Annotated in this window: 13 protein-coding genes and 1 pseudogene; 10 read left to right on the top strand and 4 right to left on the bottom strand. The window is 71.9% G+C overall.

Annotated elements, in window-relative coordinates:
• Positions 1 to 59 precede the first annotated feature (59 nt).
• Entirely contained in the window at positions 60 to 1073 is a 1014-nt protein-coding gene (locus tag ACIBK6_RS03065) for an SEC-C metal-binding domain-containing protein (protein ID WP_399048228.1), read from the bottom strand.
• A 117-nt stretch (positions 1074 to 1190) separates the two neighbouring features.
• On the opposite strand from ACIBK6_RS03065, the gene ACIBK6_RS03060 reads away from it, so the two are divergent.
• The 3 genes from ACIBK6_RS03060 to ACIBK6_RS03050 are packed head-to-tail and all read left to right on the top strand — an operon-like array spanning position 1191 to position 3715.
• Positions 1191 to 1967 carry a class E sortase gene (locus tag ACIBK6_RS03060; protein ID WP_399048226.1) on the top strand — a complete coding sequence of 259 codons (777 nt, stop codon included), beginning with the start codon at positions 1191 to 1193 and terminating at the stop codon, positions 1965 to 1967.
• A 9-nt stretch (positions 1968 to 1976) separates the two neighbouring features.
• Positions 1977 to 2228, top strand: coding sequence for a DUF3311 domain-containing protein (locus ACIBK6_RS03055; RefSeq protein WP_399048224.1), 252 nt, complete (start codon positions 1977 to 1979; stop codon positions 2226 to 2228).
• Entirely contained in the window at positions 2225 to 3715 is a 1491-nt protein-coding gene (locus ACIBK6_RS03050) for a sodium:solute symporter (protein ID WP_399048223.1), read from the top strand. The genes ACIBK6_RS03055 and ACIBK6_RS03050 overlap by 4 nt, the downstream gene beginning before the upstream one ends.
• 89 nt (positions 3716 to 3804) lie before the next feature.
• On the opposite strand, the pseudogene ACIBK6_RS03045 reads toward ACIBK6_RS03050, so the two are convergent.
• Positions 3805 to 5174, bottom strand: a pseudogene (locus tag ACIBK6_RS03045) (MFS transporter).
• A 215-nt stretch (positions 5175 to 5389) separates the two neighbouring features.
• On the opposite strand from ACIBK6_RS03045, the gene ACIBK6_RS03040 reads away from it, so the two are divergent.
• The 4 genes from ACIBK6_RS03040 to ACIBK6_RS03025 all read left to right on the top strand — a co-directional run bounded on the left by ACIBK6_RS03040 (position 5390) and on the right by ACIBK6_RS03025 (position 8241).
• Positions 5390 to 5938: a winged helix-turn-helix transcriptional regulator gene (locus tag ACIBK6_RS03040; protein WP_399048221.1), complete on the top strand. Its 549-nt coding sequence runs from the start codon at positions 5390 to 5392 to the stop codon at positions 5936 to 5938.
• 136 nt (positions 5939 to 6074) lie between these two features.
• Entirely contained in the window at positions 6075 to 6398 is a 324-nt protein-coding gene (locus ACIBK6_RS03035) for a DUF6412 domain-containing protein (protein WP_399048220.1), read from the top strand.
• 84 nt (positions 6399 to 6482) lie between these two features.
• Positions 6483 to 7250: a YidC/Oxa1 family membrane protein insertase gene (locus ACIBK6_RS03030; protein WP_399048219.1), complete on the top strand. Its 768-nt coding sequence runs from the start codon at positions 6483 to 6485 to the stop codon at positions 7248 to 7250.
• Between the two features lie 133 nt (positions 7251 to 7383).
• Positions 7384 to 8241, top strand: a complete 858-nt coding sequence (locus ACIBK6_RS03025) for a fumarylacetoacetate hydrolase family protein (protein ID WP_399048217.1) — start codon at positions 7384 to 7386, stop codon at positions 8239 to 8241.
• Positions 8242 to 8304: 63 nt separating this feature from the next.
• On the opposite strand, the gene ACIBK6_RS03020 is transcribed toward ACIBK6_RS03025, so the two are convergent.
• Together ACIBK6_RS03020 and ACIBK6_RS03015 are read right to left on the bottom strand one after the other, a co-directional pair.
• Positions 8305 to 8772 (bottom strand): heme-degrading domain-containing protein, encoded by a 468-nt coding sequence (locus tag ACIBK6_RS03020; RefSeq protein WP_399048216.1) that lies wholly within the window; start codon positions 8770 to 8772, stop codon positions 8305 to 8307.
• Positions 8773 to 8876: 104 nt separating this feature from the next.
• Positions 8877 to 9974: a Gfo/Idh/MocA family oxidoreductase gene (locus ACIBK6_RS03015; protein ID WP_399048214.1), complete on the bottom strand. Its 1098-nt coding sequence runs from the start codon at positions 9972 to 9974 to the stop codon at positions 8877 to 8879.
• Between the two features lie 56 nt (positions 9975 to 10030).
• On the opposite strand from ACIBK6_RS03015, the gene ACIBK6_RS03010 reads away from it, so the two are divergent.
• The 3 genes from ACIBK6_RS03010 (at position 10031) to ACIBK6_RS03000 (ending at position 13202) form a co-directional block, all read left to right on the top strand.
• Positions 10031 to 11131 (top strand): ROK family protein, encoded by a 1101-nt coding sequence (locus ACIBK6_RS03010; RefSeq protein WP_399048213.1) that lies wholly within the window; start codon positions 10031 to 10033, stop codon positions 11129 to 11131.
• A gap of 324 nt (positions 11132 to 11455) precedes the next feature.
• Positions 11456 to 12250, top strand: coding sequence for a hypothetical protein (locus ACIBK6_RS03005; protein ID WP_399048211.1), 795 nt, complete (start codon positions 11456 to 11458; stop codon positions 12248 to 12250).
• Positions 12251 to 12479: 229 nt separating this feature from the next.
• Positions 12480 to 13202 (top strand): GntR family transcriptional regulator, encoded by a 723-nt coding sequence (locus ACIBK6_RS03000; RefSeq protein WP_399048463.1) that lies wholly within the window; start codon positions 12480 to 12482, stop codon positions 13200 to 13202.
• Positions 13203 to 13326: the final 124 nt, after the last annotated feature.

The raw sequence follows: 13326 nt of genomic DNA, 5'->3' as shown, positions 1-13326 counted from the left end.
CCTGAACTGTCACCCCCAGTGAAGCAGGGGGCACTGACAATCCCGGGAGTCTGCCCAGATCAAGCCACCCCGTGGCAATCCCCATAAGCCACCCCCGACCCGCACCAACAGTCAGCCCCCCTCCCCGGCGGCCACGCCACAGCGCGCCCACGTGCAGCCAACGTCGTCGCGTACTGCGGTAGCAGATCCGCATTCGCCGGTGAAGACGACTCCGACGCCGCGAAGGCCTCGTACGAGGGGACCGTGCCGGTCACGATGCCCAGGTTGGCCGTGCCTGTGGCGGCCAGTTCGCGGAGCGATGCCTCGATGTCGAGCAAGTGGGCGGCGTGGGTGGGGTATTCGGATTGGAGCTCGGGGTAGGCGGTGAGGAGTTCGTCCAGTTCTGGTTCCGGCCAGTGCAGGACCGCTACCGGGAACGGGCGGGACAGGGCGGCCCGGTAGCTGCCCAACTCGGCTCTCAGGCGGGCCAGTTCGGCTTGGAGTTCGGCGGGGTCCTCGGAGCCCAGCGACCACAGGCGCTTCGGGTCGTGGAGTTCGTCCAGGGAGATCGGCGCCGTGTGCAGTTGGTCGGCCAGGGTGTCCCAGGTGTCGTGGGGGAGGGCGAGCAGGCGGCGTACCCGGTGGCGCGTGGTCAGGAGGGACTGCGTGCTGTACGGGATCGTTGTGGGGTCGACGCCCGCTTCCGCAACGCCCAGCAGGGTCAGCGCGGTTGTCAGTGAGGCGTGGGCCAGGTCGAGCTCGTCGTGGGACTCCAGGGTTTCCGCGACGATTTCCCATGCCGCCGGGTCCAGCGGCGCGGCCTGGCGGATGCCATTGATGATCGCGCGGGCCTCCGGCTCGTGGCCGTACTCCCATAGGTTCGCCGCCTTGAACGCCTTCACCAGGTGGGGGTGGTCCACCTTCGAGGCCAGCAGGCGGTCGTAGAGCGTGGTGGCCCGGGGGCGGTCGCCGGCGAGCTCCAGATGGGCCGCGGCCTGCAGGAGCAGCGGCTCGTGGTCCTCCGGGTACTGCGTCGCGGTGCGCAGCAGACGCTCGGCTTCGGCAGTGTGATCGGCAGGCGTATCGGGGCGCATGAGGGACACCGTACTGCTGTACGGGGGCCTGGCGGAGGGCGCTTCAGGCCCTGGTGGGTCGAGTCCGCTCCGTTGCGGGCCTGGTGAGTTGCGGCAAGGGCCCCTACTCTGCCGCCCGTGCGCAGAGTGATACCGGTGGTGGTGCGGGGCGGGCGCGGGCGGCGGGCGTGGGCGGCCCGGGGGTTGTGGGCCGGGGCCGAGCTCGCCGTGACGTGCGGGCTGCTCGTCCTGCTGCTCGTCGTGCACCAGCTGTGGTGGACCAACCGCGAGGCGCGGGCGGAGGCCGGGCGCACCGTTCACTCCCTGGAGGAGCAGTGGGGGTCTGCTGCTCCCGCGCCTTCGGTGACGCCGTCCGATGAGCAGGGCGGGGACACCCCCACGGTGAGCGCCCCGCGGGCCTCCGGCGGCAAGTCCGCCTCGGCCGGGACGGCCGCGCCCCGCTGGGACCAGGCGTACGCCGTGATCCGCATTCCGCGGATCGGGGTCACCGCGCCCATCGCCGAGGGCATCAGCAAGGCCGGAGTCCTCGACAAGGGGTACGTCGGGCACTACGTGCAGAGCGCGCAGCCGGGGCAGGCCGGGAACTTCGCGCTCGCCGGGCATCGGAACACCCACGGCGAACCCTTCCGGTACATCAATGAGTTGAGGGCCGGGGATCAGGTGGTGGTTGAGACTCGGGACAGCGTCTATACGTACGTTGTCGACTCCACCCTGCCGCAGACCTCCTCGCGCGACAGCGGGACCATAGCGGCCGTGCCCCGCAGTGATGTCAAGCCCTCGTACGGGTACAGCACGGCCGGGCACTACATCACGCTCACCACCTGCACGCCCGAGTTCACCTCCACCTATCGGCTGGTCGTGTGGGGAAAGTTGACGGGGAGCCGGTCGCGCTAGCGTTCGGGGATGCGTCATCGTCGAATTCATGTGCTCTGGCTCGGGGTGCCCTATCTCCTCTTCCTCGGGGCGCTGCCCCTCGTGAACCGGGTACGGCCCGTTGGGTTCGGGCTGCCGTTCCTCTTCCTGTGGTTGCTGATCGCGACGCTGATCACGCCGCTGGCCATCTGGCTCACCTGGCGCGGGGACAAGCGCGGGGACAGGCGAGGGGACAAGCGGGGCGGCGGAGTGGGGCACGAAGGACGGGGGGAGCGGCGATGAGCAACGCGGCTGTCGCCACCACCATTTTCGGTGTCTTCATGGTGGGCACCGTGGCGCTCGGGCTCTTCGCCGTACGCGGCCGAGGGGGCGGGGGCGGCGGGCTCGCCGAATGGTCCGTCGGCGGGCGGAGCCTGGGGACCGTGTTCATCTGGGTGCTGATGGCGGGCGAGAGCTACACCAGCTTCAGCTATCTGGGCGCCGCGGGATGGGGCTACAACTACGGCGCCCCGGTGCTGTATGTGGTCGCCTACATGTCCTGCGGCTACGCGGTGGGCTATGTCGTCGGCCCCATGTTGTGGGACTACGCGCGACGGCACGGTCTGGTGGGGATCACCGACATGGTGGCTCACCGCTACGGGCGGCCGTGGGTCGGGGCGCTCGTCGCGCTGCTCGCGACGGTCTTCCTGCTGCCGTACATCCAGTTGCAGATCACCGGCATGGGTGTGGTCGTCTCGACCATCTCCTACGGTGCCATCTCGCTCAACTGGGCCTATTTCATCGCCTTCGCGGTCACCACCGGCTTCGTGGTCGTCAGCGGGCTGCGCGGCAGCGCCTGGGTGTCCGTGCTCAAGGACGTGCTCGTCATCGCCACCCTGGCCTTCCTCGCGATCTATGTGCCGCTGCACTACTTCGGCGGGTACGGGGACTTCCTGGACCGGGTGGTCGGCGAGAAGAGCGACTGGCTCACGTTGCCGGGGCACGGCGGGGCGTTCGGCCAGGCGTGGTTCGCCACCACCTCCGTCCTCAACTCCCTCACCGTGGTCATCTTCCCGACCACCGTCGCCGGGTACCTCGGCGCCCGCAGCGCGGATGCCCTGCGGCGCAACGCCATGCTGCTGCCCGCCTACAACGTGCTGCTGTTCGTGCCGATGCTGCTCGGGATGGCGGCGCTGTTTGTCGTCCCCAAACTGGTCGGCGCCGACTCCAACCTCGCGCTCTTCAAGCTGGTCGTGGACTCGCTGCCCGCCTGGACGGTCGGGGTCATCGGAGTGGCGGCCGCCCTCTCCTCCATCGTGCCGATGGCCGTGTTCATGCTGGTCATCGGCACGATGTGGGGCCGCAGCGTGCTCTCGCTCGTGCCCCGGCTGCGGGCGCGGCAGAAGGCGGCGTCGCAGGTCGTGGTGGTCGTCGCGGGCGCGCTCGCGCTGATCATGACGTACACCGTGCCCAACACCCTCGTACGCCTTTCCCTCATCTCCTACGAAGGGATGGCGCAGCTGCTGCCGATGCTGCTACTCGGGCTCGTGTGGCGGAAGTTGACCCTGGTGGGCGGGCTCGCGGGGCTGGCGGTGGGGGTCGCCATGGTGTGCGGCTTCGTGTTCACCGACCGTGATCCTGTGTGGGGGGTCAACGCCGGGATCGTCACCCTCGGCGTCAACCTCCTTGTGGCACTGGCGGTTTCATACATCGGGCCGAAGGGGGAGCCGGTGGCCGACGACGTACTGGCCCGGGATCCCATCCACGAGGAGCGACGCGTACGGGCGTGAGTGCGGCCCCTGTGCCAGCGGTCCATGCGTGAGCGGCCCAGGTGTCAACGACCCGTGTGCTGGCGGCCCATAGGCCAGCGGCCCATGGGTCAGTGGCGGGTCCGCAGGGCCATCGTCAGGGCCGCTGCCACCAACGCGAGGGCCGCCGACACCACGATCACCGTGTCCGGTCCGGCCGGGGCCACCGCGATCGTCAGCGCGACGCCCGCCGACGAACCGATGTAGCGGGCCGTGTTGTTGGCGCCCGAGCCCATCGCCGCCCGCTCGGCGGGGACGGATTCGACGGCGAGGCGGGGAGCGCGGCGTTGAGCAGGCCGCTGCCGATGCCCGCGACCAGCAGGCCGGGGACAAGGCGCGGCAGCGGGCCGGTGGAGAGGGCGCCCAGCATCGCGAGGACCCCGGCCGCGTGCAGGGCGAAGCCGATGGCGAGCTGGTGGCGGGCGGCCACCCGGCCCGCCAGGCGCCGGGCCTGGAGCGCCACCACGAACGCGGTGCCCGACCACAGGACGAACAGCCAGGCCGTGTTCATCGGCGAGGTGCCGAGCAACTGGCTGAGCAGGGCGGGCAGATAGCTGAAGAAGCCGATGACGGAGAGGCCGGTGAACAGGGCGCCCGCCGACGAGGCGAGGAACTCCGCGCGGCGGAACAGCGTTAGGTCGATCATGGGGGTGGCGGCCCGGCGCTCCACGTACCCGAAGACGGTCGTGAGGACGGCCGCGGCCAGCAGCAGGGCGAGCACCGGGAGGCGCAGCCAGCCGTCGCGGCCCAGGGTGAGCGCGCCGATCAGGGCGGTGAACGCGAGGCTCAGCGTGACCGCCGCCGCCACGTCCGGGCGGCCGCCGCGCGGGGAGCGGGACTCGGTCAGGCCGCGCAGCGCGAACCCGGCGGTGATCAGGGTGGGTACGGCCAGAACTCCGTACACCAGGCGCCAGTTGAAGGTCGCCAGGCTGCCGGCGAGGAGCGGGCCCACGGCGATGCCGCCGCTGACGAAGGCGCCCCACACTCCGGTGGCCCGGATACGTGCGGCGCCCACCGGGAAGGCGGCGACCAGCAGGCCGAGGCTGCTCGCGAGGATGGCGGCGGACGCCATGCCCTGGGCGACCCGGGCGAGGGTGAAGGTCAACGTGGTGGGGGCCAGCGCGCCAAGCGCCATGGTGACGCCGAGGGCGAGGGTGCCGGCCAGGAAGACCCGGCGGCGGCCGTGGTCGTCGGCGAGGCTGCCCGCGATCAGGAGCAGCGCGGCGAGACCGAGCGGGGCGCCGTTGAGCAGCCAGGCCTGGGCGGAGAGCGCGGTGTGGAAGGACGCGGTCATGCCGGGCAGCGTCAGCATCGGCGCGGTGTAGTTCATCAGCGCGAGGGCGGTCGCGGCGCTGGTGACGGCGAGCGTGGCGCCGGGCCGCGCGCCCGGCCCGGGCGTCTTCGGGGGCTGCGTGGTGGTGGTGCGTACTGCCTGCGTCATGGCTTGGCTTCCCTCACGGGAGATCGGGAGATCGGGGGGACGAGAGGACGGGAGGACGAGGAGACGGGGGAACGAGAAGACGGGGTACGGCGGCAAGTCCGAGCACGGATTCAGGGCACGGATTCCGGGCATGCGAGTTCAGTGAATGAACCTTCTCCGTGTCACCCTAGCATCGAAGGTTCGTTCAGTGAACCTAGGTCGGTACACTGGAGCGCATGGCTCTCGGCAAGGACTACGACTACGCGGCGCAGGAGTGCTCCATCGCCCGTGCGCTGGAGATCGTCGGCGAACGCTGGACGCTGCTGGTGGTGCGCGACGCCCTCTATGGGGTGCGGCGCTACAACGACTTCCTGGTCCACCTCAAGATCCCGCGGGCCGTGCTCGCCGCGCGTCTTCAGTCGCTCACCGAGGTCGGGGTCCTGGAGAAGCGGCGCTACCAGGAGTCGCCGCCGCGGGACGAGTACGTACCGACGGAACTGGGGCGGGCGCTCTGGCCGGCGCTGCGGGCGCTCGGTCTGTGGGGGCGGGCGTTCAACCCGGACGCGCGGCCGATGCGGACCTTCCACCACGTCGAGTGCGGGACCGAGCTCGGGGCGTACGGGGAGTGCGGGGTCTGCGGGCGGGCGGTCGGGCCGGAGGACGTCGAGATGCGGCCCGGACCCGGGCTCGGGCCCGCCGAGGACCCGGTCAGCCGGGCCCTGCGAGCCCCGAGGCGGCTGCTTCAGCCCCTCGAACTCCAGCCGCTGGAAACCGGAATCGTATGACTGTCGTGCATGTCGTGTATAACGGCTGGAGGTAATCCGTCGAATCCGGCGGCGCGTCATCGCGCGGCGAGGAATCCGGCGGCGAGCAAGGAACGATGCAGGGCACGATGCGGGGAATGAGCATGGGGAGGGAAGCATGAGCGGCGTACTCGCGCGTTGCGCTCGGCTCACCCGGCCGCTGCTCGGCCTCTTCCTGTTCCTGCTCGCCCAGGGCGTCCTCATCGAGGGCGGCTCGCTCTCCGCCGCCGTCGCGCTCGCCGCGACCGCCGCCGCGGGCTCCGCACTCGCCGTGTGTGCGACGCTCGCGTCCCGCGCGGTGCCCAAGGTGCCGCGCACCCGGGTGCGTACCGCGATCCGGGACCGGGAACGGCGGACCGCCTTCCTGCCGCAGCGCGACCCCGACGCCTCCGGGCGGCCGCGGCCCCGAGCACCCGGCCGTCTCGTCCCGACGGCCGCGTAGGGGCACCCTCGTACCTCCGCTCCTTGCGGCTCGTCACGCCGACACTTCGGTCATCCCTGACGAGACGCCCCGGAGGGCTTCCGCATGTTCACATCCCTTTTCAGTGCTTTCGCGAGCCTCGCCGAGCACCTCGCCGGCCTGCTCGAACCGGTCTTCCACGGTGCTTCGACGGCTGCCGCGATCGTGCTTTTCACTGCTCTTGTACGTCTCGCTGTGCACCCACTGTCGCGCCAGGCAGCGCGGGGTCAGAAGGCGCAGGCCAAGTTGCGGCCGCAGATGGCCGCGCTGCGCGAGAAGCACGGCAAGGACAGCAAGGCGCTCCAGAAGGCGGTCATGGAGCTGCACGCCGCCGAGAAGGTGTCGCCGCTGGCGGGCTGTCTGCCGAGCCTGCTCCAGATGCCGGCGTTCTTCCTGCTCTATCACCTGTTCTCCAGCCCGCAGATCGGCGGAAAGGCGAACGGTCTGCTCGACCACACCCTCTTCGCGGCCCCGCTCGGCGGGAACTGGACGGAGGCGCTCGCGCACGGTGGGGCGTTCGGGGCGCGGGGGATCGTGTACCTCGCGCTGTTCGCGGTCGTCGCGGCCGTGGCCACCTTCAACTACCGGCGGATGAAGCGGCAGATGGCGGCCACGCCGGTCGTGGCGCCCGCCGGGCAGGACGCGGTGCCCGGCATGGCGGCGATGAGCAAGTTCATGCCGCTGCTGTCCTTCGCCACGCTGTTCACCGTCGGCGTGGTGCCGCTCGCCGCCGCGCTGTACGTGGTGACCAGTACCACCTGGAGCGCCGTCGAGCGGGCCTTCCTCTACAAGGACATGCTGCCCGCGCCCGCCGCGCTGGCGACCGCCGCATAGCAGCTCCACCTGTGGTTACGGTCCAGTTTGTGAACGGGGTCTTGCGGAGTGGACGCACACCTTGGAGGATCGGACGATCCTCCGATGGCCGCTACCCATCGGCCGGGCCCCGCTCGACCAAGGGAGACTGACCATGAAGCTGCTGCGCGTAGGCAACGCCGGTGAAGAGCGTCCGGCGCTGCTGGATGCCGACGGGACCCTGCGGGACCTGTCCGGTCTGGTGACGGACATCGACGGCGAACTGCTCGCGGACGAGTACGCACTGGACCGGATCCGGGCTGCCGCGGACACTGGCGTGCTGCCCGCGCTCGCCGACGCCGGAGCGCGCATCGGGCCGCCGGTGGCGCGGATCGGCAAGGTCGTGTGCATCGGGCTGAACTACCACGATCACGCCGAGGAGACGGGGGCTGCGATCCCCGCCGAGCCGGTCGTCTTCTTCAAGGCGGCGGACACGGTGGTCGGGCCGCACGACACGGTGCTCATTCCGCGCAAGTCGGTGAAGACGGACTGGGAGGTCGAACTCGCCATCGTGATCGGCCGCACCGCCCGGTACGTGGCGGACGGCGAGGACCCGCTGGCGTACGTCGCCGGGTACGCGGTCTCGCACGACGTGTCCGAGCGGGAGTTCCAGATCGAGCGCGGCGGCACGTGGGACAAGGGCAAGAACTGCGAGACGTTCAACCCGCTCGGGCCGTGGCTGGTCACCCGGGACGAGGTTCCCGACCCGCAGGCGCTGTCGCTGAAGCTCTGGGTCAACGGGGAGCTCAAGCAGGACGGGTCGACCGCGCAGCAGATCTTCCCCGTCGCGGAGGTCGTCCGGTACGTCAGCCAGTTCATGACGCTGTACCCGGGGGACGTCATCAACACCGGTACGCCCGCCGGGGTGGCCATGGGGCAGCCCGAGCCGAAGCCGTATCTGCGGGCGGGGGATGTTGTTGAGCTGGAGGTGTCCGGGCTGGGGCGGCAGCGGCAGGCGCTGAAGTCGGCGTAGCGCCTCCGGCGGGTTGGGGGCCTGGGCCTGCGGCCCTCGCCCTTCCCGCCCCGCGTCGGTGGCTCAGCCTTCGTGGTGGTCCATGAGCCGGGCCAGCGCCTCCGTCACCAGGGCGTGGTCCTCGGCCTGGGGCAGCCCGGAGACCGTGACCGTTCCCACGACCCCGACACCCGCGACCGTCACCGGGTACGAACCCCCATGCGCGGCAAAGGAGTTGTGGTCAAGCCGGGACGACTCCTCGAAGGTCGTGCCCTTGGCGCGGAACCGGGCGCCGACGAGGAAGGAGGGCGCCGCGTAGCGTTCGGCGACGCGGCGCTTGCGGTCGATCCAGGCGTCGTTGTCGGCGCTGGAGCCGGGCAGCGCGCAGCGGAACACCTGCCGGGCGCCGTGCCGTACGTCGATGACGACCGGCGCCCCGCGCTCCACGGCCAGCGAGCGCAGCAACATCCCGAGTTCCCAGGCGTCGTCGTAACTGAACTGCCGCAGTACGAGCTGCTGTTGCTCGGCCTCCAGGGCCGTCACCGTGTCCATCGCCGGGCCCCCTTCCGCTGCGCCCGGCGCGATGGCGGGGGCGGCGGGCCCGCTCTCCGGGCCCGTCCCGCTTTCACCCCCGTGCGTCGCAGACTCCCGCGCCCTCACAGGGACAGCTCCACCGTCACGCCCTCGCGGGCCGAGCGGCGGGCCGCCTCCAGGACGTCCAGGGCCGCCGCGGCCTCGTGGGCGGTGACCGGGGGTTCGCCGCCCTCACGCAGGGCCTTCGCGATCGCCGCGTAGTACGCCGGGTAGTCGCCCGGCACCGTTTCGAGGGGGCGGCCGCCGCCGGTCAGGGGGGACTCTCCGCAGCCGACGCGGCCCCACATCGACTCGGGCTCCACACCCCACGGTTCGCCGTTCGAAGGCCGCTTGCCCTCGCGCAGAGCGGCCTCCTGCGGGTCCAGGCCGTACTTCACATAGCCGGCCGCCGAGCCCAACACCCTGAAACGCGGGCCGAGTTGGGCGGTCGTGGCGCTGACGTAGAGATGCGAGCGGACGCCGCTCGCGTGGGTGATCGCGATGAAGGTGTCGTCGTCGGCCTGGGCACCGGGGCGGCGTACATCGGCCTCCGCGTAGACGCGCAGCGCCGGGCCGAACAGCACGAGCGCCTGGTCCACGACATGGCTGCCCAGGTCGTACAGCAGGCCGCCGATCTCCGCCGGGTCGCCGGACTCGCGCCAGCCGCCCTTCGGCTGCGGCCGCCACCGCTCGAAGCGCGACTCGAACCGCTGGACCTCGCCGAGTTCGCCGTCCGCGAGCAGCCGCCGCAGGGTCAGGAAGTCGTTGTCCCAGCGGCGGTTCTGGAAGACCGAGAGGAGCAGGCCGCGCTCCTGTGCCAGGGCCGCGAGGCCGCGTGCCTCGGCCGCCGTGCCGGCCAGCGGCTTGTCCACGACGACCGGCAGACCCGCCTTCAGCGCATCGGTGGCGATCGGGACGTGGGTCTTGTTCGGCGAGGCGATCACCACCAGGTCGAGACCGGCGTCGTACAACTCCTCGGGCGAGTCCACCACGCGCAGGGCGTCGCCGTACTCGGCGCGGGCCTGCGCCTGGCGCTCCGGGTCAGAGGTGACGACCGTGTCGAGGACGAGGCCCTCGGCCGCGGCGATCAGCGGGGCGTGGAAGACGGAGCCCGCCAGGCCGAAGCCCACGAGTCCCACGCGAAGGTCAGCGGTCTGGTGAGCGTTCCTGGGATCCTTCATGCGACCCACTTAAGCAACGCTGTTGCCAAAGTGCAAGCAAGAGGGACAATGGGTCGGTGAACAGGAGCAATACGGGTGCGAACCTGCCGGCACTGCGCAGCCACAACGCCGCGCTCGTTCTCGACCTGCTGCGGGCCGCGGGCGAGGAGGGCATCAGCCGGCTCGAACTCGCCGAGCGCACCGGGCTCACCCCGCAGGCGGTCAGCAAGATCACCGGGCGGCTGCGGGACGAGGGCACGGCCACCGAGGCGGGCCGTCGCGCCTCCACCGGCGGCAAGCCGCGCACCGTGCTCAAGCTGGTGCCGTCCGCCGCGCACGCCATCGGCCTGCACCTGGACCGCGACGAGCTGACCGCGGTCCTGGTCGACCTCGCGGGCACCCTGGTCGGCGCCAGGACCGTACCGCTCGACCTCGGCGCGGACCCGTCGCACGTGGTCGAGGCAGCGGCCGCCGAGGCCGAGGCGCTGGTCGGCGGCCGGCGCGTGCTGGGCGTCGGGGTCGCCATGCCGGGCCCGCTCGACCACGGCAGCGGGGTGCTGCACCGCGTCACCGGCTTCCCGCACTGGAACGGCTTCCCGCTGCGCGACGCGCTCGCCGAGCGGCTCGGCAGGAAGGTCGTCCTGGACAAGGACACCAACGCCGCCGCCCTCGGCCTCGCCCTGCGCGACGGCACCCCGGCGGGCTCCTTCGCCTACCTCCACCTCGGTACGGGGCTCGGCGCGGGCCTCGTGCTCGGCGGCGCCCTGCACCGCGGCGCCCGTACCGGCGCGGGCGAGTTCGGCCACCAGACGATTCTGCTCGGCGGCCCGGTGTGCGGCTGCGGCGGGCGCGGCTGCGTCGAGGCGCTCTGCCTGGCCGCGGTCGCCCGCGGGGACATCGCGGCCGCGGCCCGCTTCCTCGGGGTGGGCGCGGCCAATATCGTCGGGCTGCTCGACATCGACCGGGTCCTGCTCGGCGGCCGCACCATCACCGCCGACCAGCAGACGTTCGTACGGGGTGTGGCCGCCGTCATCGAGGAACGCGCCCGGCGCGGCGGCGCCCCCGAGATCCCGGTCCGCCCCGCCGAGGGCGGCCCGCACGCGGTCGCGGAGGGCGCGGCACAACTCGTCCTGATCCCGGTGTTCGGCCGCGCGAATGTGGCGTACCCACATGGTTAGGGCGCGCGGTAGCCGCGCGGCACATGGCGCCCCCGCACATCGGGAGCGGCCACATCCGCAGCCGCGCCCATAGCCGCTCGGAACACGGCGCCCCCCCCGCACACATGGCGCGGCCACACCCGCACCGTCCATACGAAGGCCCGATATTGGGCTGATAGGGCGGTCTTCCCCGGCTCGTCCGGGCGTACCGGGACGTGGCGTGCGGGGGCGGGGGCACGGGGCGTGGCAGGCTCGCGGGCCACGACCGTGCCCGTCCGGACGGTGCCGACCGGCTCCGGGTGCGGCCGATTCCGCCCGCCCGCCCGCGAGCAGCAAAGGCCCCTCATGCGACTGCGCACCGCCCTCGCCACCGCGGTGGCCGCCGTCACGATCAGCCCGCTCGCGGGGGTGGCCGCGGCCGACGACGGCGGGGCGCCGGCCGGGTGGCACAATGTCGCGCCGCGCAAGGCGGTCGTCGTCGCCGCCCAGCCCGCCGCCCGCCCGCTCGCGGTCAAACTGCCCGACTGCGGCAACCGGACCAGTACCGAATTCCCGCTGGACACCAAGATCCACGGCGGGCCCGCCGAGTACCACCCCGGTGGGGACGGCCAGAGCTGGTACCTCGACCTCACCAACACCTCCCGCGAGGCCTGCGACAGCATCCACCCGGTCCTCGTCCTGGTGGACCGGGACCGCACCCTCAAGAACTCCCAGCTCCAGATGGACTTCGCCGATCCGGCGACCGGCCGCAGGCACTCCGTGCCGTTCATCAAGACCGACGAGGACGAGCACATCGGCGTCTTCGACGACGGCTTCCCCGGCTTCGTCATCGGCGCGGGCAAGACCCTCACCGTCGAGGTCCGGCTCGGCTTCGCCGCCGACACCGTGCCCGGCCAGATCACCGCTAACGCCGCGATCGTGCAGCGCCGGGGCAGCAACGGGCAGTGGGTGGGGGAGTCCGGCGACTACCGCTTCGACGTGGTGCCCGAAGGAGATTTGCTGCACCGGCTCGACAACGAGCTCGCCATGACCGGCCGGGGCAGCGTGCTCGCCCGCCTCGGCCTCGCCGCCGGCGCCCTCCTCCTCGCGGGCGCCGCCCTGGTGACCGCGGCCCGCCGTCAGCGCGCGCCCCGCCGCTGACGAGACCGAGCAGGATCCGCGGCCCACCCGCTGACCAGGCATCCCAGCGCCCCGGCTGTTCACATCCGCATGCGAGCATCGCCCCGTGGAATACCCGAACGACTCCTCAAACCACCCCCCGAACGACTCCCCGCACGCCGTCAGGAACGACTCCTCGAACCCCTCCCCGCACGCCGTCAGGAACGACTCCCCGACCGGCTACCCGGAGAATCAGGCCCCCGGCGCCCCCATCCGCTCCGGCATCCCGGACCACGGACGCATCCCCAAGTACTACGCCGTCAAGGCCCAAGTCGCCCTGCTCATCGATGAGTTGGGGGAAGGCGGGCTGCTGCCGACCGAGCGTGATCTGGCCCTGCGGTACGGAGTCGCCCGGGAGACCGTGCGGCAGGCGCTGCGCGAGCTGCTGCTCGAAGGGCGGCTGCGCCGCCAGGGGCGCGGCACCGTGGTGGCCGGCGCCAAACTGGAGCAGCCGCTCTCCCTTGCCAGCTACACCGAGGGCGTGCGCCGCCAGGGCCGTACGCCCGGACGTCACCTCATCACCCTCGAACGCTTCCCCTGCCCGCCCGCGCTCGCCGCCGAGACCGGGCTCCAACGGGGCGAGCCCGTCTGGCACATGGAGCGCGTGCTGCTCGCCGACGACGAGCGCGTCGGCCTGGAGAGCACCTACGCGGCGGTGGCCCGAATGCCGGACCTGGACCGGGAGTTCACCCCGGACTCCTCCTTCTACGGCTACCTCCGCGACCGGCTCGGCATCACCCTCGGCGAGGTGGACGAACGCATCGAGACCGTCCTCGCCACCCCGCGCGAAGCCCTGCTCATCGGCACCCCGCCCGCGCTGCCGATGCTGCTCATCCACCGCGTCTCGCGCGACGCCGGGGGCCGCCCCCTCGAACGGGTCCGCACGCTCTACCGCGGCGACCGCTTCTCCTTCACGACCCGCCTCGGCCAGTAGTCCGGCCGGCCGTCTGCGAATAGGGTGGCTTTTGATAACAGAAACGTAACGGGTCTAGTCCAAGCTTGATGGCCCGTTCACCGTCCCGTCGCCGTCCGGACCGGCGCGGGACACCCTCCCCGAG

The organism is Streptomyces sp. NPDC050485 (assembly GCF_044458185.1).
Taxonomy (GTDB): Bacteria; Actinomycetota; Actinomycetes; order Streptomycetales; family Streptomycetaceae; genus Streptomyces.
This window is presented reverse-complemented; position numbering and strand designations above follow the sequence as displayed.